Genomic DNA, 21010 nt, shown 5'->3' with positions numbered 1-21010 from the left:
TGCGGCGAAGTTATGCCTCTCCGTTTCCAATTCATTAATCGTAAGTTAATTGTCATAAAATAAATTAATATAAAATAGGTGTTTTAACGGGTTGTTAAGCGTATAGTTAATTATTATCTTGCATTAATTTAACCGCTGCCCTATCATGACCGTTCCGATCCACCTCAATACCCACATATTGAACTATTTAAGCGTAGGCAGCATTTGGCAAAATATTTTATTTTACACCAGCATATTTGGTCTTATATATATCAATATTTTTTTAACCCGCCGAAAAAAGACCTATAAGATACAGCCCGCGTTGGGATTACCAGGTGAAAAAGATGGGGCCATGCTGCCAGCTGCAGATAGCAACGAGCCTAAAACAAACGCCGATTTAAACAATGAAATAGAGGTATTGAAAAATGAACTTTTAACATTGGGCGAAGAGTTAGAGCTTTCGTATATGAAATCGGACAGGCTTAACGACCAGTTATCAGAAATATTGGATAGTCTTGAGTTAACCATTGAGTATGACCATACGCTGTGGGACTGGTCGCTGGATTTTAGTAGCCGGGTGGTTACGCTTTCAGAATATGGTTTGCGGCTTCGCGGTTTCCCGGCAAACGCAAAACCAGTTTTTGATGAAGCAGTCACGGTTATTGATGTGCGTTACCGCCAGGCTGTTATTGATGCAATTGAAAAATCATTTAAAACAGGTGCAGAATTTTCAATGACCTATGTTATTAATCCTTTAGACGGTAGCCAACCCAAAGAAATTAAGTCGGCTGGCCGGGTTCAATATAACGAACACGGAGCACCAATAAGGCTTTTCGGGACGTTTGCGCTTACTTATACCCCGCCGTTAGTAAAAAAGTAACTGTTTGGCTTTCTTTTTAGCATAAAACCGCCTGTTGCTTTTTGATCTCCGGATTTTGAATTATACCAACAACAATTATATTTGTAACCCGGCTAAACATTAATCGGGATGTAGCGTAGCCCGGTATCGCGCCAGCATGGGGTGCTGGAGGTCGTGGGTTCGAATCCCGCCATCCCGACTTGAAGAGAAGTAATAGGAAGCATATTTAATGGATTTTAAACCATTTGAGTATGCTTCTTTTGCTTTTGAAGCACCAGGTATACGGTTCAGTATACGGTAGCTTTTCCCCTTTGATATGCTGTAAATCGTCATAACATTCAACAGTTATGGCTACAGTAGCTATCGTATTAAACACAACCTACAAACTCAACAACGGCGAATATGCGATTGCCCTAAGAGTATCCCAAGGAAAAAAACAAAAGTACTTTTCTATCTCTACATTGATCACCGATCAGTCACTGCCTTTTAAATGTACAGCAGAAGACTGGATTGCAGCTAAACCTGAAGACAATGGATTGGGTAAGTTTCGGAAGAGCTTTACACTATATAAAGAATGCAATGAGACTTTAAGGGCGAAGCTAAATGATGCCCGCAATATTCTTAAACGGTACGATGAAAAAAACCTTCCATTTAGTTTTGAGTACTTTGAAGCCGATCTAAAACAAAAAGAAGTAAGGAAAGAATATCTTGAACCTATAAATGTAATAGAGCAACCTTTACAAATAACGGTGCAGACCTACTATGATCAACAAATTAAATTACTTGATGAACAAGGCCGGGTTGGTTTGTCGGGCTTGACATACGAGGTTCAACGTATGCTTAAGAAGTTCAGGCCAGATGCGTTACTTAAGGACGTTAATGTTCGTTTCTTAGAGAGCCTTGAATACTGGTCAAGGAATGAGCGAAAGAATAAGGACACAACCATCAGTGTCAAGATGCGCAACATTCAACGGGTTATTAACCAAGCTATTGAAGATAAACTGTTAAAGCCGGAAGATTATCCTTTCGGTGAAAAGAAGTACTCAGTCAACAAACGGCTTGATAGCAAAACGAAGAAGATAGCTATCACATTGGACAAGATAACTAAACTCAAAGCTCTCAGCCTTGTACCTGGTTCATGGCTCTACTTCGCTCAACAATACTTCCTTTTCAGCTACTATAGCAGAGGTATGAACTTCGTTGATATCAGTTACCTCAAATGGAGCGATATTTCAGATACGCATATAACTTATGTCCGTCGCAAAACCCGAGGTCAGTTTGAAATACCGATTAATGAACACAACGGCGCTATACTCAACTACTTTAAAGCGAACTATAAAGTTCCTGGTGGCTTTGTATTCCCCATTTTGGACACTACAATTCATATTACCTTAAAGCAGCAATACACAAGGAAGAAAACAGCGCTTAGTGCTGTGAATCACGCACTGAAAAAGCTTGCTGAACAAATCGATGAACCCTCATTGAAACTCACAACGAACGTAGGGCGACACACTTATGCAACAGGATTAAAACGATCTGGTGCTAATACAGCATACATTACAGAAGCATTGGGGCATGCGACGCAAGAGCAAACCCAAACCTACCTCGATGAATTTGAAAGGGGAGTAATTGAAACATGGGAGAATAAGATGTTCGATGTGTAATAGTAATAAGACGATTGTAAAAGAAGCAAGCCAACGTTTTGTTGGCTTGCCTTGATCAATAACTTAATGGGAATCTTTCAATTAATTGTTATTCACTATCAGGCTTGAGACAAGCAATAATTTTATAACCAATTGCTGTCTTCTTCTCTTTGCCATCGATTGTTTCAATCGAGTATGTTTCTTTTACAAGAAACAACCCGTACAAATCGTTTTCGCAATTACGTTTCAGATTTGTTAGGTAGGGCTGTAATTTGAGATCACCTCTCACTTGGCTAAATATTCCTATCAAGTCAGCATGTAAATATTCATTACCTACTTCAATGTTTTCAATGACAGCATCCTGATAGCGTTGCTCATCGTAAGTTGCTTTGTGAATTTTGGCAACTTTCTCGTAAACAACAATCCATGAGTTAGGGCCACGCTTATCCAAGTTATAAACAACTTTAATAGCATGATCTCCAATCATGGGCTTTAGATAATCTACTCTCTGCTTTTGCAGAACTGTTAAACTATCATAAGTAATAGCTTCAGCATTAACAACATTTTGTTCTATTGAGGGCTCTAACCCCTCTGGATTTAAATTTGTTTTCATATATTTTTTGGCTATCGCCATTAAATGAAGCCCCACTTTCCAGTTAGAGATTATAAGTGCAACTGTCAAACATATTTATACAGCAAACTGGTGCTGGCGATTCCCGTTAAGTCAAAGAACAGATCTAAAATCGCATCAATATGCCTTTAAACCAACTGGCATTTATCAATTGGCTTGCCAAGCCCAATTTTATAAACTAAAGTACGTTATCGAATGCCAACATGTCATCTTAAAGACCGTCGTATCATGCTGTAGTTTATTTCACATAACGTTTTACTCGAATTTATAGCACTGTAAAACTCTCAGTGCTATGACATTGCATTTTGAAGGGCACTTTTTTTTTCGTATCTTTATATAACATTTCACAGGTCGACATCTATTCACGATTAAGGCTCAAAGGGTCAGTTTAACCACTGATCTTTTATTTTGCTCTCGATTTCCTAAAATTCTCGACCGGCTTACAGATACATCCACCATCTTACAGATACTACCTAATTAAAGATAGAGCAGCTTTAATTAATACCTGAAATGTCAAGCAAAGTAACTTACAAAGACCTAAAATTAGGCGACAAATTTAATGTCGCATTCTAAGATAAACGCATCCCCAACGGAGTCATAGATAAAACAAAAACAAGAGTAGGTATTACATATACGAGTTTTCATGATGAAAGACACAGCATTAATATCCTACCAGGGACATCTATTATAGACGACGCCACATTAAATTACCCCTATCTTAATCTATTTGCTGTTAAGGAGGGCGTTACCGCTGATGACGTTGCGGTATATCTCCAATCAGACGAACCATATAAACGAATTCTAACTACCCCTGAAAGCTTTGGAAAAGTCATTAAGGCCGCTATAATGATTAAGAAGCTTAAATGGCTCCTCGACTACTTTTTTCTTTACGTAGACGAACATCATTGCTTTGCAACAGAGCCATTTCGAAATGATATATTGATTCCTTTTCGCGGTGATTGGGTTTGGAAATTCAAGAATAGGGCGTTTGGTTCAGCTACACCCTTTGAATATAGCGATCCGCGATTTGCAAATGAGCAGCATTACAAGCTAAGATATAGTGAAACTTTCGGAAAGATTACAATCGTAAATGACAGCAAACCGAGATCTGTTTTAAACTATATGCTTACCCATCCTGAAATGTTTCCAGGCAGGGTATACATTTTTTTCAACACCGTAACTGAAAGTGGAGAAGCAATTAGGGCCTCTGGAATTAGTGACGTTAACATATACTGCAGAGACGAAGAACGAAACATGGTTAACCTTGGCGAAGAGAGTAAATATTTCCAAGCTCACCCAATAGAATCTGAATACAAAAAATTCAACTTCTTCAGTTGTAGATATAACGAGGGATGGGATTTGAAAGACGATGAAATGGCCACGTTGATATTGGTGACAGACGTTAGCATTCCACATTCTCTCATCGGTATACCATTCAAGGGATATCAGGCAGTAGGTCGGTTAAAAGTATCTCCCCACAAAATATATCATATAACAAACAACTTTGGTGCAAACGGAATGCAAAGCTTTAAAGAGGTTCAGGCAAACTGTATTTACAGTGCAAACAAATATATCGTTGCTTACAACAGGTATATTGAAGATTGTAAAACAGATGGAATGGAAGCTGATGGATTGTTGAAAGCCATGATAACGCCGTTTTCGAAATTTGACGCAGATAACGTTGCTTCTATTAACACATATAAACACGATCAGATCATCTGTACCAAGTTTTGTAAGCAACATTACAATAGCTTAGCAACCATCGAAGCTACATGGAAGTCGTTGAACTACGATGTAGACATTCAGATGTTTGACTTTACACCAATAATAACCACGAAGAAAACCTCAGCTGAAATAAATAAACAGATTATCGATCAAGTAATCGAATGGCGAGAACACCCTGCTAAATACAACTTCCAAGCGGCCAATGCAACTATGGTTAAATATAAAGCTGACTTCGAATTGCTTTTTCAAGCCATAGAAATTCTTGGTGTAAATGAAATTATAACATTAAACTACGACGACAAAGCCATGAAAAACGCACTCATAGAGAAGAGCAACAAGAATCAGGAGGCTAAGCTACGGCTAATGCTTATTGATACATTCAAGCTAAACAACAGATATAGTAAAAAAGAAATCAAACAAACGCTGCAAAGGCTGTATAACCAATTTAATATCCAAGCCCACACTGGCAATATTAAAAAAGCTAAAGCTGAAGACCTCAATAGCATGGGATTATTTGAAATGAGAGAGTGCAAAGTGAACAAAACTGAGAACGGGTTTATCATAGATAAGCTCTGCTATACCTTGAAAAAAGCGGCTTAAGCAGTTCCTATTTCTTATTTTTTCCATTCAACACCTATATATAGGGAGAACATCAATCGTCATAGAAAAAAAGAAGCTTTCAAGCATCTATTTTCTTCACTTAGGCTAAAAACTGTCCAAATGATCGTTTGAGCTCTAAAAGATACAATGTGCACAGGTATTGTTTAAGCTTTATTTTTTAGCTAAACCTATTATAAAACAGCCCCCCGCCCTCTATCAAGGTATGGGGGCTTTGTTTTTAGATCATTTTCTCAAAACGAAACTATTAAGCGCGGAGACGACCAGTCTTGACATAAACCCCGGCCATCATCTTGATAGAAGCGTAATATATTTCAAGCGACCTCTGCCACACCCTTTCAGCCTTTTAAAAAGACAACTCCCGTTTCAATTTACGGCATCGGTAATTCACTAATGATCCTGCTTCAACGGTGTTCGGGAGTTCTGATAGTCTTTTTAAAAGTAGTGTGGCAAGCACGCTTGATTACAAAATCCAATGTAAATCTCACCCAATTACACACTAACCACAACAAAATCATGACCGAAAACATTAAGCGCGGAGGTAAAACAGGCCTGATAACAAAGGGCGATGCTTCAACAGGCATTCAGCCACTACCTCACAACCAAAGACTGCATAAATCATGCTTGCTTGCTAAATATAGATTGAAAGACCAGCTACAGAAACGCATCAACACCTGCATTGAGGAAAACTTCATGAGCGTTTTAAATGAGGTGAAGTTTTACCTTGCCCAGCAACCGCAAATTGTGTTTGAACGGGATTACAGGCATGACAACCGTGAAAACGCACACGCTATGCATGCGTTTATTTCAAACTCGTTTTATTTCTACCTTGAATGTGATTTTGTCTTTCACTACAAAATTGAGTTTGCCTTTCATGATTGTGCTTATGAGTCAAAATTCAGGGACTTACTTAGCCGATTTCAACTCAATAAACAAATCAAAGAGGTCGCGCTTCAACCAAGCTTCCCTATCTTCTATAAGGCAGTTTTGGCTATACAAGACCCTAAGTACACCTACCTTTTAAAAGAACAATAGGCAGGCTCATTACCATCTAAAAATCAACTAAGCCAGGCATCAACATGCTTGGCTTTTTATTTAACCTAATTAACAACACTCCCATGAAAAAAACCACGAAAACCAAACTGCTTTCACCGTATAATCAAGCGGTGAAAACTGCTTACTTTAAAATCGTTAAAGCAGCGAAAACGCTCTTATCAACTGTCGAACGCCACGAACTGCGCTGTACGCTAATTAGGAAAGGCCAATCTGGCGAGAACACATTAAACACAACAATACATGAACTGGTAAACCCAATCATCTACCTTTCGCTCGAATGTGATGCTTGGGAAAACTATTCGATACACTTTGGCATAGAGCAATTTCAACAGGAATGTGAATACTCAATGTTGACTGCAAAATTTCTCCGCATACTTTACAGGTTAACGAGTGTTGAACAAACCACCATAAACATAGACGATTGTATAAACACCGCTTATATAATAACTGATTGCTCTGCACTATACGAAGCGGTGGAAGAAAGCCAATTTAAGAATCACTCGTTAGAAATAGTACCCTATAAACAAACAATGAGCAAAAGAAAACAAATGAAAGCTGTGGCGTAGTGTCACAACAGTTTATTAACTTCGCATAAAAACAGGAGGAAACCGCAAACATACCATTACATAGACATAGTATTTTATAGAAAATATAAGCGTTAAGCTTTGTTTGTTTAGCTTTTAGGAAACCTAGGAAATTTCATAGCACAGTCAAAACAAATGAGTTGAACGCCCACGCGCAAGCGTAGGGCGAAGACTTGTTTTGTGGCCGTGCGGGCTCTCCTAGGTGCCTCTAAAGCTCAGACTAAGTTCAGTCCTGCGCTTTCGTGTTTTATAATCCTACCGAAGAGGCTGCTCGGTGTTCAAACCTAACACATGAAAAAGCTATTCCTATTGCTTGCTATCACTACATTATTTTTTACAAGCTGTACCACTTTTCACTGGCAAATCGGCCAATCAACAAGCGACTTCTTTAAACTGAATAAAGGACACACGGGGCAGTTCCACTTAATTAAGCAATCTACAGAGTGGACAGTATATAGAACCGGTGGTGAACAACCTTTATACTTCTATTTTCATTACGATGCGCTATATCAAGTTGACAGAGGCAGTCGTGTGCCGGACTTAGTAATTGAAAGAAGATAACCCCAAAACCATTATTAACATCATGCTAAATAAATACTCACTGGCGCTATTGTTTTGTCTTATAACAACGCTGGCACAAGCCCAACACATTGCTCCTAAAGATCTTATTCAAATGCACAAGCTTTGGCAAATGAATGATCCTCATTGCGACAAAAACACCTATGATTACTTAATGACAGTTGATACCAATTGGGCGTTGCGGACTAAACCCAAGACTGATAAAACGGGCTTTACTATGATACTTGGCTACTCTAAAGATGGTAAATCATGGTATCAGCCGGATGCATGTCTTCTGATGGTATCACTTGAACTCGGGCAACCTAATAAGAAATCCATCGTTTATGGTTTTACTGAAGTTGATACTTGGAACGAATACAACAAGCAAATGCAATTGATGAATGCCGATAAGCTTGGTTCTGGCCCGAGTCAAGGAGGTGTACAGACTATTTACACGGTGAATGACATAGCTTTTGTCCTTACTGATTTTCCACCGGGCGTAATGGGAACAGATCGCTCTTATGAAGTTAGCATCATGGTAAATAACACTAAATAGCGAGGCTTAACATGAATACAAAGGAAAAATTCAAACTTGCTAAAGGCAACGCCCCTAAAGGAGTACAGCACCCTGAAAACTTTACTATGAATGAGTTCATAGCAAGAGAACAAGCGACTCAACCAAAAGGCAAGAAGTACCTTTTCTATCTGCTTATAGTACTTACATTACTATGGGCAATCATTAAGCTGCCTTACACCATATTAATTGGTATCTATAATCGATTTAAGCCCCATTCATAAAGCCTCCAGTTCCACAAGGAGGATCGGCAATAATAAAGTCTAAGTAATCTTGGATAAGCTCTTGAATGGTCGTAGATTTGTTAAACGAAAAGCCCCGAAGCGGCGAACTTCAGGGCTCCCAGATTGACCATAACATTTGCTGATGCTATGTTTAGTCTGTACTTCAATTAGGCTTGCTGGCCTAATCTTTAGATAGAATTGAGGAGCTTTCGGGCTCCTTTATTTGTAAATATACAACTCATTAAGGTTCAGCCAATAACAAATTGCCTATAAATAGTGTATCGAAGATATAAGCGAATCATACACAAGGCGTAAAAATTTTCATCCCTAAACACTCATGGACTTTAAGGTACCTTTTGGCAGACAGAATGAAACCAATGCGCTTGTCGCTTCCGCTTTAGCGGATAAGGAGCAACAATACTTTTGCCCTCTTTGTAACGAAACTCTGACCCTTAAAGATGGAAAGATTAAGGCAAAACACTTCGCTCACAAACGAGGCGAATGTACTTATGATTTAATCATACATGCTTTGGCTGAACAGGTAATAATCGAAAACTCTAACATCATTGTCGAAGATTCGGTTATAAACTATGTGAACCCTCTTAAGGAGGCCATGATAAATAATCGGAGAGCTGATGCTGTTGTTGATTCGGTTGAGTATGGGAATTTGATCATAGAAATAACTGTGACCAATCCTTTAACAGATCAAAAGCTGAAAGATTATGACAATCTCAATGTTTTAGAAATAGACTTACGATCCTTAGAAAAGAATCTAAGCATTGAGACCCTCACAGATCAAGTTCTATCAAATCCTAACAATAGGACATTCTATCCAAAAGAGCAGTTTGTTTCTAAAAGCAAGCCCGACAATATCGCGTATGCTTTGATCGCTGGCGTAGTCGCGATTGCAATGTTGCTTATAAAAAATATCTTATTTCCATCAAAATCAAAGAAACGATATTGATACATAAGCCTTCACTTGCCTTTCCCGCTTTTGGTTGCTTAGACCGAGAAAGGCAAGCTCTGCTTATGCCTATCCCGCGAATAGGCCACCCCTCCAGGTCCATCGGTGTTCTTCTCTCATAAGCTACACATACAATCACGCCAGGCTTCATTCCGTTCAATAAGCTTGCAGCACATTGAACTACATCGGCTATCGCTTGCCTGTCATGCTTGTTGAGGTAGCAAAGTCGTTCAGAACATGAGCTTTCTCTGTCTTCATCAACCTTTCACTTATGCGCGCTTATACTTGGTTTGGCAACCAGGTAACGCTTGCAACGTTTCAAGCTTAACTCATCCAGTCGCTCATATTGTTTGGCTCGCCTGCTTTCTTTCGCTCAGGCTTCGGTACTGTCACAGCATTTGAAATGTCCAACGCTTTGCCCCTATGCTCAAATGCAGCGCCAGTAACCTTGTGAAGCATTCTGTGAAGTCGCCTATCGGCTCTCTCTTCACAGACCTTCGCTCAAACTCGCAGCGGTTTGTTGTTTTCTATATCATCCCAAAGCTTACACTATGTTATGTTGATTGTTTCGCTTAACTTGTTTTATATATTATAATAATATTATCTTTAGCAATGCGAATAGTATTCTTTAATCACAAAGGCGGTGTCAGCAAGACAACTACTACATTTCATTTGGGCTGGAAATTGGCGGAAAGAGGTAGCCGAGTTCTTTTAGTAGATGCTGATCCACAATGTAACTTGACAGGTTTAATAATGAAGGACGACTTCGAACGTTACTATACCGAGCCAGCAACGCGCCGCAACAATTTGATGGAGGGTGTTGACCCTGCCTTTCAGGGACGACCTGAGCCTATCAGACATATTAATTGCTTTGCTATCGATCGTAATCCAAACCTTTTTCTTTTGCCCGGTCACCCGAACTTGACAGAGTTAGAGCCTCAATTAAGTTTCACGCAAACTACTCAAAATGCTTTTGCCACGATGCAAAATCTACCAGGAGCATTCAATGCACTAATAGAAAACACGTGTGAGGTTTATGAGATTGACTATGTGCTAATTGACTTAAACCCAGGCTTAAGCGCCATTAATCAAAACCTTTTTTCCATTTCGGACATGTTCATAATACCAACGAACCCTGATCCCTTTTCCTTAATGGCAATTAATACTTTAGCGAACGTTTTACCGAGATGGTCAAGAAGTGCTGCACAAATGAAGGATGCATTTCAGAATTCTTCATATCCTTTCCCTGATAGAAATCCAAAGTTTGGCGGCGCTGTCATGCAGCGATTCAATATAAGAAATGGCCGTCCGGCTGCGCCATTTAGGAACAATATGGATGAAATATTAACTGCAATTGAAACTACATTAGCGCCAAGTTTGGCGCGAGCCAGTATGACATACCCTAACACAGTGTATGAAGCAGCAGGCATTCCGCACAACTATGGAATGGCGGAAATACCTGATTTTCAAAGCCTATTACCACAATCTCACTCAATTGGAGTACCGGTTTACGCTTTGTTGGACAATGAAATCGGGCGAACAGGGACTGTATTAGCACAAATGGTTGAAAAACGGGATGCATTTAATGGGATGTTCAATGACTTTGCAAGAATCATTGAAACAGTGAAAGCAAATGCTTAGTGCTAAAAGGCAGTTTGATGAAAGCATGAGTCGGGTAAATGAGCTGGATTCATTATTTACGCATTTAAACACTACCTTAAGATTTCCATCCGCGAGCATTAGTGATTTATTACGAAGTGAGGTCGTATATTCGGTTTCAGCTCTCGACAAACTTATTCACGAACTTGTAAAGGAAGGCATGGTAGAAATATTTTTATTACGTCGGCCTCGGACTAGTGCTTACTCTAAATTTCCCCTGACATTAGATATTGTAAATAATATTAACTTAGGCGTGATACCTCCAGAATTGGTCTTTGCCCGACACATTTCCGAATCTCATAGACATCTATCTTTTCAAGACCCCGATAAAATATCAAGCATATTGCCATTGATTTGGGCAGAACCTCATAAATGGCAAACAATTGCATTAGCAATGGGGCTAACTGAGGCCGACGTAAAGACCAAGCTTAAAAACATTGTCATAAGGCGAAATCAGATAGTTCATGAATCTGACTTAGACCTATCCACAGGCGATATTCAACCGATTTCACAGACAGATGTTCGAGATATTGTACAATTCATTGTATTGCTTGGGAACACAATCTTCTCCCTAGTTGCTTAATAGAATTTCTATTCTTATCACAAAGTTAGCTGATACATCAGCACACAGTCGTTTCACTTCAAGGTAGTACCTCGCAATTGGGTATCCCTCGTTTCTCGTGACCCTCCACAATTACTCAATATCCACCTTGCCTTAGTGCTGCTGATCAGCAGTGAGTCGTTCGAGAATTCACTCGACATAAAACTTACTGCTATGACAGATTTTAAACAGCTATTAAATGCATTAGAACGCTTTGCTTATGGACAATCTTTACACTCTGCCTACGTTGAACTTTTAGATTGGGCGCTGTTACCTTTTAGGAAATGGGATAATGCAGAATCGCAAAACACCGCACATGAAAAGTATCGATCACACCCCAAAGTACAACAATTAATAACCCTCATTACACTCATTGGCGACCTTTCAGCCAATCAATGGGATGCAAACAAGCTTGTTTTAATCTATTCATATTGATTACATTTGAGTAATAAACCTTATTTAAATGAACAACAAAATCATTTCATTATCAACAACGGTAAAGATAAAAGATGGCTCAGACGCGTCTAACTACAACCTTCTCTCCAGTTATGAAGCTCTCTTTCAAGAAATTTTGCAAGAATGTCATTTTAGGCAGATAAGAAACACTGTCGGGATAACTCCATCATTATTAGCTGAAGTGACCAAACGACCATTAATAGCTTTTCACCAAGATATAATGCGTGAGTTAGATAAACTTAAACTCTTTAAATCCTTAGATGGATTTGAATTTGAATTGGCAGACGTAATCCTATCTATCAAACATTTAGATATCTATGGAGGAGTATTTCATTTAGATTTAACATTGGTAACTGATAAAGTCCATCTGATTGATACAGTAGGATCATATCTAATTATAAAGCATCCTAATTTAGACAACAGGGTTTTGACCTCTGAATTAACTGAGTCGCTGTTGATCCATTCTTTAGAAACAATCGATAGCGGGAACAATTAAATTAAACATAGATACATCTAAACACAAACGCCAGGCTTAATAGCTTGGCGTTGTCGTAAACTATTGTTCAATATCGGCACAACTTGACATTATGGGTCATATTTGTTGCATCACGAACTATCATTATCTTTATAGTTATGACAACTAAAGACAATATTGAGATCGCTTATTGGGTAACCAGCCTTGCCATATTAATGGCTACTGTTTACTATATTTACTATGCACCTATTAAGGCGGTTAAAGTTGGAAGGGATCTTAATGATGAACAGAACAAAGACAACGCTAAACGTAATTTGTTTCTTACGTTATTTGCGCACAGAGGGTCTCCTGTAAGCTACCCTTTTGTAAATGGCCTAAATACAATTGATGTCGTTTTTCATGATACCCCACCGGTGTTAGTGGCATGGCAAAAATACTACGACTCATTACACACTACAAATCAAATCAATCTTGATGAAACTCGCACTTTGTTACGTGTTGATTTACTTTCTCAAATGGCTATAAGTTTGGGTTACGGTTCTCTTAAACAAGTTGATATATCTCGAAACTATTATCCTGAAGGGCATGAGAATCAAAACCGATCTGAATGGGAGCTTCGTCAAGCAGCGTTCGATTTCTTCACAAAAGGAACAGAAGTGTACGAGGCTATGATTCAGTCAGCGACCTTTAAGCCAGCGGATACTGACATCATAGAAAGCAACAAGCCTGATTAACAAATTAACATCACCGGTCTTTCTTGAGATATACCCGCTCATTGCGAAACTATTGCACCTATAAATGATTAAGAACATTGTTCTGAAAGTTCTAAAATCAAATACACCAATCGATTTCCCTGTCCACGAATTTTCACTCCCTCTTAAAACAGGAAAATCGTAGATTTCTTGGATTCTTAAGTTAGTATTGGATGTGTAGGAAGAGTAGTAGAGATACTGTCCCACTCATTTTTTATAGGCTAAGGAAGCAGAGGAAGGTTTAGGGTGAGGTAATGAATTATTAGGCAAAGTTACGCTTATAGCTGCTGAAGCGTGCAAGAGCTTCCCGCATAAACCCTCAACCCAGCGCACAACCTATTTATTCGTTTGCCATCTTGCACTTGATTGCTATAAGCGTGCATGGGCATCATAATTCATTTATTCACTTAAACAAGCTTTATGATTACAACCACTCTATTAAAAACAAAGCGATATACTTATCTTTAGAAGGTGATAATATCCACTATACGGTTTAGTATACGGTTAATGAACTGTATGCTCCAATAGAAGACTTATTAACAGATTTTCAAGCACTTAAGACGAAATACGGCATTCATGGGGTGCTGGAGGTCGTGGGTTCGAATCCCGCCATCCCGACTTTTACAGAGAGCCTTTAGATGTTCTAAAGGCTCTTCGTTTTTAGTAAATAATGGCACAGTGATAACACCGAGGCTCAATCCCATTAATGCACCTTGCGCATCAATAGATAACAAATCAGCATTTTTTAGCATATAATATCCCCCTACCTTTGGATAAACGAAGTCTTAAACTATGGAGCCGATAAAATTCAGAGATGCAGCTGAAGCTGATTTAGATAAAATAGTTGAAATATATAATTCAACCGTTGCATCACGGATGTCAACGGCCGATACCGAACCTGTTTCTGTTGAGAGCAGGAAGAAGTGGTTTGATGAACACAATCACTTTAGGCCATTATGGATAGCGGAGGACAGCGATAACAACGTTGTTGGTTGGGTTAGTTTTCAATCATTCTACGGGCGACCGGCTTACAATGCCACTGTTGAGATCAGTATTTATATTGACGCCAACCACCGGGGTAAGGGGATCGGGAAGAAAATGCTTGAGTACAGCATCGCTGCAGCGCCAACAATTCAAATAAAAACGTTGGTCGGCTTTATTTTTGCGCATAACGATCCCAGTCTGAAATTATTCAAAAGCTTTGGTTTCGAAGAATGGGGAAACCTGCCTGATATAGCCGTACTGGATGGCAAGGAAAGAGGATTAAAAATCCTGGGAAAAAGAGTCGGTTAAGCGTTAATTAACCGCGAATATCTTCTTTTTCTCGGGCGGATGTTGCCTCACAAAACTCCTCCCAGCTTTCAGATCCGCAAAAAGTTGCCAGCACCTGAAGTGCGAACAATGAAGGCCCAAATTTCGATTCTTTGAGCCCATATAACCTGCATAACGTAATTTGACTTAGCTCCTTATGCGTTATGTTTTTAATCTTGTTTGCTAAAACTACTATCTCTGCCTCGCTAACTGATGATAAATTGGCATTGATCAAAACCTGTTTCTTTAATAACTCAATTTCTGCTTTTGAATATTTAAACATTCACCCTCTCGTTCTTTACTGATTTCAAGCCTATTACGATTTTATTTGCTCTGGGTTGTGTTTGCTGTATCTTTTTAATGCAATAGTTATTGAATCCTCAATTTTCACATTCGTCGATACATTTATGCTAATGGTCGATTCTGTTTTGATGTTTAGAGCTAAAAGGTGTCATTTGCTGAACATGTTTACCATACCCATCGCCCCGTGGCAGATAACATGTGCGATTTAACCTATTACAACAACCTGTAAATTGCGGATATCATGTGTTGGTGACCCGTAGTTTTTGAGCACAAATCATTATGAAGCCAACAGAATACGATATATTATTAGCAGGCGAACAACGCATTTTAGAAGCAATTCAACAGTTAGAAGCAGAGTATAATTTCCATTTAGATGGTATGAAAGCAGAGCTTGAAAGGGTTCGTGAAGCGCTCACAAAATGCTCCATGTCTGTAGTTCATGTCAGTGATCACATCGACGGAAAATTCAAGCCAAATATTTAATAAATTACACGACATAGTCTTACCACATTAATTTGCATACAAGCTGTAACGGGCTTCAAATTCAATACTTCTTGTTTTAGCCGCATTGAATATCTACTTTAGCATCACGTAATACTAACCTTATCCATGCTACGCCACTGCTGCCTTATCATTGTTATTTTACTACAATTACTGATATTAGGTTGTAAGGCCCAGAACAAGCATCCCGTTTTCCCTCCCGAAAGTTTTTCAGTTATTGAAGCAAAACTACCAGACGGAAGGCCTGTTATTGGATCTGTCAACACCGCTTATAAAAGTTACGGTGAAAAGAAAAGTTATCCGTGGAGCCTGCAAATTCAAATTGCACTTAAGCAGGATAGTGTTATGAAAAACGGGCTACCGCTTGAATCAGAAATAGACGTTGCTAATAAACTTCAGGACGAATTAACCAACGAAATAGGCAAAGTGGTAACCCTGCATTACATTGGTCATATCTATAACGACTCTTTCTTAGATGTTTATGCTTATATCGATCAACCCGAGAAAGCAAACGAATATCTTCAGAAAAAAACAAAAGCACCTGATGTAAAGCGTGAGTTTTCATATGAAATAAAGCAGGATAAAGACTGGGCGGAGGTTGCTCCGTTTTTAAAGTAAATACAAGGCCGCTTTATATTTAATTTCCCAAGTCAAGCTAATTGCGCACAAGTGAAAAATCAAACCCTCAACGCTCCCCTGAACCCTCTGGCGGCATAGTATGATTCGGCTCCGTTATGGTAAATGAAGATAGTTTCATAACGGTAATCGGCAAAAATGGCGCCGCCAAGCTTCCTGATTCCGGCAGGCGTTTTTATCCAGCTTGATGTTTTGGTATCAAACTTTCCCAGCTTATGCAGTTCGCGGTATTGTTCTTCGTTTAAAAGTTCAATACCCATATCGGCTGCCATAGCAACTGCGCTGTTTGCCGGTTTATATTCTTTCCGGGCCTCCAGGGCTTCATGGTCATAACAAACACTACGCCTGCCTTTGGGACTTTCGGCAACACAATCATAAAAAACGTATTCTCCGGTATTTTTATCGTAAGCAACAACATCGGGTTCGCCGCCGGTTATTTCCATTTCATTGAGCGACCATAGTTTTTCGGCACCGGCCTCCAGCTTTGCCTGTACGTTGACCCATTCGATATCCTTATGGCGGTTCATGTTTTTTTCAAAACGGATTTTTAATATACCTATGAGTTCATTCCGCTGTTCTGGTGATAGTTTCATTGTTGGTGGTTATGGTTTAATTGGTGTTTGGTTTCAAATTCCCTCCCCGTGGGAGGGGTGTGATTGGAATGTGCAGTGGCAGGGAGGGGTTAATACTCCATTGGGGGGGGTAAGAAACCAACTGATGAAACCCCTCCCTACACCCTCCCCCGGGGAGGGAATCGCACAACCCTGCGTTTTTTTCTTTTGCCAAACGGAATATCCTTTAATCATTCAATCCTTTGCCATTTAAAATCTGCGGCATCCACTTTTCAACCCTCGCCTCGCGGGTGGATGATTGTTTGGGTTGCGAAAAATGCAGCAGATAGGCTTTTTGGCGTCCCGGCGTCAGGGCTTCAAATGCGGTTCTCAGCGCCGGAATCGAGTTTAATTTGCGTTGAAACTCGTCGGCTACGGCAAAATCTTCCGTTTTTTTCAAGATTACTTTCAACCCGGCTTTTTCAACCTCAATGGCTTCAAAAATGTAGGCTTTCAGGATACTTCTTTGATCCGTTACCTCTTCAACGTTGGTAAACCTGATCTGGCGGGCCGCCTGCACATTCTCCGATTGCTGGATCAGTATTTTATGTGCATCGCTCAACAGCGCGCCTTTGAAAAATAAAAACGCGCAGTATTCTTTAAATATGTGTATTAAAACGATGTTACTTTCGCGGTAAGTATAACATGGGCAGCCCCATTTTAATTCTTCGGTCAATCCGCAATCAAGCGCAATCAATCTCAATTGCTCTATTTCTTCCCGCCACTTTTCGGCTTCGTTAAAATAAAAATCAACCTTTGGGTTCATGTTGTTTATTATTGGTTAACCGGGCTCATCTTTCTATCGGCCGGTCTGAAATACCACGAAATTACTGTTAGTACCAGTAAAAGCAAAGCAGGAAAAATCTCGTTCACCGCATTACCTGCTGCAAGATGCGAAAATATCGCTCCCGACATGGCAAAGAAAAAACCTGCATATGCCCATTCCTTTACTACCGGAGACTTAGGCATCAATACTGCAATAACACCCAAAACTTTCCAAATTCCCAATATAGTCAGAAAATACGCAGGATAGCCTAAATGAGCAATACTGTCGGCACCGCCGGCCCCTGATTTCATTTTCATTAACTGTACAACTCCGGTTGATATCATCCCTAAGGCAAGCCAAAGGGTAGCAATCCAGTAAATAATTTTATTTCTTTTCATAACAGGCTATTATTTCAATTTGTTTAGTACTTCCTGCAGGCGGTTGTGCGCCATGTTTATACCGTATTCAAAAGGAAGCTTCAACATCTGATCCCTGAGTTCGGGCGTTCTGTACACCACGTGCATATTGAGCCTGCTGGTATCGTCGGTAAGCTTTTCAAATTCCAGGAACTCCAGCTGTACGTCAAACGGTGCATTGTCCATTTCAAATGTGCGGGTGATTTTTTGGCCGGGAATAAACTCATGAATTGTTCCGTTGGCTTTGAAAACTACATTACCATGGGGGTCTTTTGTTTCAAACTGCCAGCTGCCGTGCTTTTTGTTTTCAAGCTTCAGCACTTTTGTTCCCATCCATTGCTCCACAATTTCGGGTTCTATATAGGCTTTAAAAAGCAGTTCGACCGGCAGGTCAAACACGCGGGTTATGGTTAAGTCCTGTTTGCCGTTTTCGGCGTCTATTTTTGTTTTCTTTTCCATGTTATTTGCCTTTGTAGTTTTTCATGATGTCTTCTAATTTGTTGAACCTGTCTTCCCACATAGCGCGGAATGGCTCGATAAAGTCGGCTACGTCTTTCATTCTTTCTGCGTTGATATGATAATAGATCTCCCTGCCGTTTTGCTCCTGTTTAAGCAATTCGCACTCGGTAAGTATTTGCAGGTGTTTGGAAACGGTAGGCCTGGCGGTATCAAAATTTGACGCTATTACACCGGCCGTCATAGCTTGTGTGGCCACAAGCAAAAGGATAGCCCGCCGGGTTGGATCGGCAATGGCTTGAAATACATCTCGTCGTAAATTCATCGTGTAGCTATTTGACTACAAATATAAATGTAGCCATTTAACTACGCAAATGTTTTTAATTATTTTTTTGATCGGTTTATTTAATCGGGAAAAGGAATCTAATTGCTGACAACCTTTAATACAGATACTTCACTTGATGGAGCGGCAAGCATCCTGACGGCCATCAGGTGACTTTCGGGACCAAACCAGGACCTCCCTTTTGTCATTACTGCCGTTATCCGGTATTTTGAATCAATTGCAACAAATTTACAGTAATACACCTGCTTAGTAACCTTATTTTCAATTATGGCCGAGCCATACCGGCTGGACAACGGCATGAACGAAACGTCGATCTGTGTGTTTTTTAAATCCATTTCTGAAAGGGATTTGAATAACTTGTAGTTTAAACCTTTTGCATTCATATAAATTTAAACACTCCAACGGTAAAACAGGCCTGTTCAGATTGTTCAGTTTTATATCAGCCAAGTCTTCTTATTCAGCAGGCCCGTACGTTGTTTGAATATTATGACTATCAACGCGTTGCCGCGGTTCTATAACCTGTCAAAAACACATTAATTTATTTTCTGAAAGTAATAAAATGGGGCTTTACTTATTTTGTAATACATTCTTAACACGCCTTCGCTTAAAAAAGTGTAATTTTAGGCCTTCTTAGGTTATACTACTGGTAACAGTAAACTATAATAATTTATGGGTATGAATGCCATTCACAATAAAGATATTGGAACCAAGCAAAAAGCACTGGCCATTAATCTTAACCCCGAAATTTATGGCTCATTTGCCGAAATTGGAGCCGGACAGGACGTAGCAGCAAACTTTTTTAAAGCCGGAGCATCATCCGGTACTATAGCCAAAACCATGTCGGCTTATGACATGCTTTTTTCAGATGCTATTTATGGGGTACAGCAAAGCCGCCGTTATGTGAGCGAACCCCGGTTGATGGCCATGCTTAGTCATGAATACGGCCTCATCATTGAGCGCCTTGGCGCGCAACGAGGTGATACATCAACCTTTTTTGCCTTCGCAGATACGATATCGGCCCTCAATTACAATAAAACCAATGAAGGCCACGGCTGGATGGGCGTTCGCTTTCAGTTGGAACCCAACGGGCAGTACAATGATGTGGTAATTCACGTTAAGCTGCTGGATAACGATAATAACCTGCAGCAGCAGGCCGTAGGTATATTGGGTGTAAACCTGATGTACGCCTGTTTCTATTACAACGAAATCCCTCCCGTATTCCTGCTTTCGCTGATGGACAATCTATCGCGCGACAGGATCCAGATTGATATGATCCGTTTTGAAGGCCCCAACTTCACCAAGGTCGATAACCGCCTGATGAGCCTTCACCTGGTAAAATATGGTTTTTCGGATGCAGCGTTGTTTGGGCCCGATGGTAAAAACCTGCAGCCTTCTGAAGTGCTATACAAAAAACACATCGTAATGGTGCGAGGCCGTTTCCGTCCGGTTATCAATGTACATATGGACATGTTAAACACGGGCGTTAAGCAGTTTCTCCAGGAGTCAGATGTTGACAGAGAAAACGTTGTGGTTGTTACCGAGCTTACGCTCCAGGCCCTTAAAGAACGTAATGCCGATATCAATGCCGATATAGACGAAAAGGATTTCCTTGACCGCGTAGATATTCTTGGCTCTTTAGGGCAAACGGTAATGATCTCCAACTTCCACGAGTATTATAAGCTGGTGGCCTACCTGTCAAAAATCACCAAGCTTAAAATGGGCGTAGTACTTGGTTTCCCTAACCTTGAGTATATCTTCTCTGAAGAGCACTATAAAGATTTACCGGGCGGCATTTTGGAATCATTCGCCACACTGTTTAGCCGTAAGGTAAAGCTGTTTATATACCCAACCTTGCGCGATGGCGTAATCTGGAATTGCCTGCGTTTTTACCTGCCGCCTCACCTGATAGATTTGTACCGCTACCTGATAGCCAACAATAAAATAGAAGATATCAGGCATTATAACGAAAACAACCTCAACGTTGAAACCGACAATGTACTGGAGCTGATAAAACTGGGTGCTGATGGCTGGGAAGAATTTGTACCAGCCGAGGTAGCTACAATAATCAAAGAGCGTCGCTTGTTTGGGTATGCTTCAGGGTTAGAACCGGTAAAAACGCTTGATGTACCTCCGGCGGATGGTGACCGGACGGAAATAGATATTGCCTAAAAAGCTAAAGGCAGATTGATGAGCTTTTCTTAAATCCCCTCTTGAGAGGGGGCGCGTAGGCATGAGCGATAGCAGGGGGGTGTTTAAGCGATAGGTTTATCAAAGCAGAAACACACCCCTCCACCCCTCTCAAGAGGGGA

At 40.1% G+C, this 21010-nt stretch carries 26 protein-coding genes and 1 tRNA gene; 19 read left to right on the top strand and 8 right to left on the bottom strand.

Translation table 11 applies throughout. The features are described 5' to 3' along the window. The first annotated feature begins 145 nt into the window (after nucleotides 1-145). The 3 genes from BMX50_RS09520 (at nucleotide 146) to BMX50_RS09510 (ending at nucleotide 2502) form a co-directional block, all read left to right on the top strand. Entirely contained in the window at nucleotides 146-859 is a 714-nt protein-coding gene (locus tag BMX50_RS09520) for a hypothetical protein (RefSeq protein ID WP_091210253.1), read from the top strand. Between the two features lie 104 nt (nucleotides 860-963). Further along, a tRNA-Pro gene (locus BMX50_RS09515) sits at nucleotides 964-1037 on the top strand. Between the two features lie 148 nt (nucleotides 1038-1185). Continuing rightward, nucleotides 1186-2502, top strand: a complete 1317-nt coding sequence (locus BMX50_RS09510) for a site-specific integrase (RefSeq protein WP_091210252.1) — start codon at nucleotides 1186-1188, stop codon at nucleotides 2500-2502. A gap of 88 nt (nucleotides 2503-2590) precedes the next feature. Here BMX50_RS09510 and BMX50_RS09505 read toward each other — a convergent pair whose 3' ends face one another. Next, nucleotides 2591-3094 (bottom strand): hypothetical protein, encoded by a 504-nt coding sequence (locus BMX50_RS09505; protein ID WP_143065136.1) that lies wholly within the window; start codon nucleotides 3092-3094, stop codon nucleotides 2591-2593. A gap of 864 nt (nucleotides 3095-3958) precedes the next feature. Between BMX50_RS09505 and BMX50_RS09500 the strand changes: the two genes are divergently transcribed. The 13 genes from BMX50_RS09500 to BMX50_RS09440 all read left to right on the top strand — a co-directional run bounded on the left by BMX50_RS09500 (nucleotide 3959) and on the right by BMX50_RS09440 (nucleotide 14651). Further along, nucleotides 3959-5437, top strand: coding sequence for a hypothetical protein (locus BMX50_RS09500; RefSeq protein ID WP_091210250.1), 1479 nt, complete (start codon nucleotides 3959-3961; stop codon nucleotides 5435-5437). 534 nt (nucleotides 5438-5971) lie between these two features. Then, nucleotides 5972-6490, top strand: coding sequence for a hypothetical protein (locus tag BMX50_RS09495; RefSeq protein WP_143065135.1), 519 nt, complete (start codon nucleotides 5972-5974; stop codon nucleotides 6488-6490). An 83-nt stretch (nucleotides 6491-6573) separates the two neighbouring features. Then, entirely contained in the window at nucleotides 6574-7077 is a 504-nt protein-coding gene (locus tag BMX50_RS09490) for a hypothetical protein (RefSeq protein WP_091210248.1), read from the top strand. A gap of 309 nt (nucleotides 7078-7386) precedes the next feature. Continuing rightward, on the top strand, nucleotides 7387-7656 hold the full coding sequence (locus BMX50_RS34250; RefSeq protein WP_143065134.1) for a hypothetical protein: 270 nt from the start codon (nucleotides 7387-7389) through the stop codon (nucleotides 7654-7656). A gap of 22 nt (nucleotides 7657-7678) precedes the next feature. Beyond that, nucleotides 7679-8209 carry a hypothetical protein gene (locus BMX50_RS09485; protein WP_091210247.1) on the top strand — a complete coding sequence of 177 codons (531 nt, stop codon included), beginning with the start codon at nucleotides 7679-7681 and terminating at the stop codon, nucleotides 8207-8209. Nucleotides 8210-8220: 11 nt separating this feature from the next. Next, nucleotides 8221-8451 (top strand): hypothetical protein, encoded by a 231-nt coding sequence (locus tag BMX50_RS09480; RefSeq protein WP_091210246.1) that lies wholly within the window; start codon nucleotides 8221-8223, stop codon nucleotides 8449-8451. A gap of 337 nt (nucleotides 8452-8788) precedes the next feature. Further along, nucleotides 8789-9415, top strand: coding sequence for a competence protein CoiA family protein (locus BMX50_RS09475; RefSeq protein WP_091210245.1), 627 nt, complete (start codon nucleotides 8789-8791; stop codon nucleotides 9413-9415). 612 nt (nucleotides 9416-10027) lie between these two features. Further along, the gene (locus tag BMX50_RS09470; RefSeq protein ID WP_091210244.1) at nucleotides 10028-11056 is read left to right on the top strand and encodes a ParA family protein; all 1029 of its coding nucleotides are present in this window, start codon (nucleotides 10028-10030) and stop codon (nucleotides 11054-11056) included. Further along, nucleotides 11049-11657, top strand: coding sequence for a HEPN domain-containing protein (locus BMX50_RS09465; RefSeq protein WP_091210243.1), 609 nt, complete (start codon nucleotides 11049-11051; stop codon nucleotides 11655-11657). The genes BMX50_RS09470 and BMX50_RS09465 overlap by 8 nt, the downstream gene beginning before the upstream one ends. A gap of 192 nt (nucleotides 11658-11849) precedes the next feature. Further along, nucleotides 11850-12110: a hypothetical protein gene (locus tag BMX50_RS09460; protein ID WP_143065133.1), complete on the top strand. Its 261-nt coding sequence runs from the start codon at nucleotides 11850-11852 to the stop codon at nucleotides 12108-12110. Nucleotides 12111-12138: 28 nt separating this feature from the next. After that, the gene (locus BMX50_RS09455; protein ID WP_091210241.1) at nucleotides 12139-12627 is read left to right on the top strand and encodes a hypothetical protein; all 489 of its coding nucleotides are present in this window, start codon (nucleotides 12139-12141) and stop codon (nucleotides 12625-12627) included. 137 nt (nucleotides 12628-12764) lie between these two features. Beyond that, nucleotides 12765-13340: a DUF6680 family protein gene (locus BMX50_RS09450; RefSeq protein WP_091210240.1), complete on the top strand. Its 576-nt coding sequence runs from the start codon at nucleotides 12765-12767 to the stop codon at nucleotides 13338-13340. Nucleotides 13341-14150: 810 nt separating this feature from the next. Beyond that, a complete protein-coding gene (locus BMX50_RS09440) occupies nucleotides 14151-14651 on the top strand; it encodes a GNAT family N-acetyltransferase (RefSeq protein ID WP_208864670.1) in 501 nt (166 codons plus the stop codon). Between the two features lie 7 nt (nucleotides 14652-14658). On the opposite strand, the gene BMX50_RS09435 is transcribed toward BMX50_RS09440, so the two are convergent. After that, the gene (locus BMX50_RS09435; RefSeq protein ID WP_091210238.1) at nucleotides 14659-14952 is read right to left on the bottom strand and encodes a hypothetical protein; all 294 of its coding nucleotides are present in this window, start codon (nucleotides 14950-14952) and stop codon (nucleotides 14659-14661) included. A gap of 299 nt (nucleotides 14953-15251) precedes the next feature. Between BMX50_RS09435 and BMX50_RS09430 the strand changes: the two genes are divergently transcribed. Together BMX50_RS09430 and BMX50_RS09425 are read left to right on the top strand one after the other, a co-directional pair. Next, on the top strand, nucleotides 15252-15455 hold the full coding sequence (locus BMX50_RS09430; RefSeq protein WP_091210237.1) for a hypothetical protein: 204 nt from the start codon (nucleotides 15252-15254) through the stop codon (nucleotides 15453-15455). A gap of 126 nt (nucleotides 15456-15581) precedes the next feature. After that, the gene (locus BMX50_RS09425) at nucleotides 15582-16091 is read left to right on the top strand and encodes a DUF695 domain-containing protein (protein ID WP_091210236.1); all 510 of its coding nucleotides are present in this window, start codon (nucleotides 15582-15584) and stop codon (nucleotides 16089-16091) included. Between the two features lie 59 nt (nucleotides 16092-16150). On the opposite strand, the gene BMX50_RS09420 is transcribed toward BMX50_RS09425, so the two are convergent. The 6 genes from BMX50_RS09420 to BMX50_RS09395 form a co-directional block, all read right to left on the bottom strand. Next, nucleotides 16151-16702, bottom strand: a complete 552-nt coding sequence (locus BMX50_RS09420; protein WP_091210235.1) for a DUF4256 domain-containing protein — start codon at nucleotides 16700-16702, stop codon at nucleotides 16151-16153. 205 nt (nucleotides 16703-16907) lie between these two features. Next, nucleotides 16908-17486 (bottom strand): YdeI/OmpD-associated family protein, encoded by a 579-nt coding sequence (locus tag BMX50_RS09415; RefSeq protein WP_208864669.1) that lies wholly within the window; start codon nucleotides 17484-17486, stop codon nucleotides 16908-16910. Nucleotides 17487-17494: 8 nt separating this feature from the next. Further along, on the bottom strand, nucleotides 17495-17884 hold the full coding sequence (locus tag BMX50_RS09410) for a DoxX family protein (protein ID WP_091210233.1): 390 nt from the start codon (nucleotides 17882-17884) through the stop codon (nucleotides 17495-17497). A 9-nt stretch (nucleotides 17885-17893) separates the two neighbouring features. Next, a complete protein-coding gene (locus BMX50_RS09405; protein WP_091210232.1) occupies nucleotides 17894-18361 on the bottom strand; it encodes an SRPBCC family protein in 468 nt (155 codons plus the stop codon). A 1-nt stretch (nucleotide 18362) separates the two neighbouring features. After that, nucleotides 18363-18683, bottom strand: a complete 321-nt coding sequence (locus tag BMX50_RS09400) for an ArsR/SmtB family transcription factor (RefSeq protein WP_091210231.1) — start codon at nucleotides 18681-18683, stop codon at nucleotides 18363-18365. 98 nt (nucleotides 18684-18781) lie between these two features. Beyond that, entirely contained in the window at nucleotides 18782-19036 is a 255-nt protein-coding gene (locus BMX50_RS09395) for a hypothetical protein (RefSeq protein WP_143065132.1), read from the bottom strand. 340 nt (nucleotides 19037-19376) lie between these two features. Between BMX50_RS09395 and BMX50_RS09390 the strand changes: the two genes are divergently transcribed. Further along, nucleotides 19377-20870: a nicotinate-nucleotide adenylyltransferase gene (locus tag BMX50_RS09390; RefSeq protein ID WP_091210229.1), complete on the top strand. Its 1494-nt coding sequence runs from the start codon at nucleotides 19377-19379 to the stop codon at nucleotides 20868-20870. Nucleotides 20871-21010: the final 140 nt, after the last annotated feature.

The organism is Mucilaginibacter gossypiicola, assembly GCF_900110105.1.
Taxonomy (GTDB): domain Bacteria; phylum Bacteroidota; class Bacteroidia; order Sphingobacteriales; family Sphingobacteriaceae; genus Mucilaginibacter; species Mucilaginibacter gossypiicola.
This window is presented reverse-complemented; position numbering and strand designations above follow the sequence as displayed.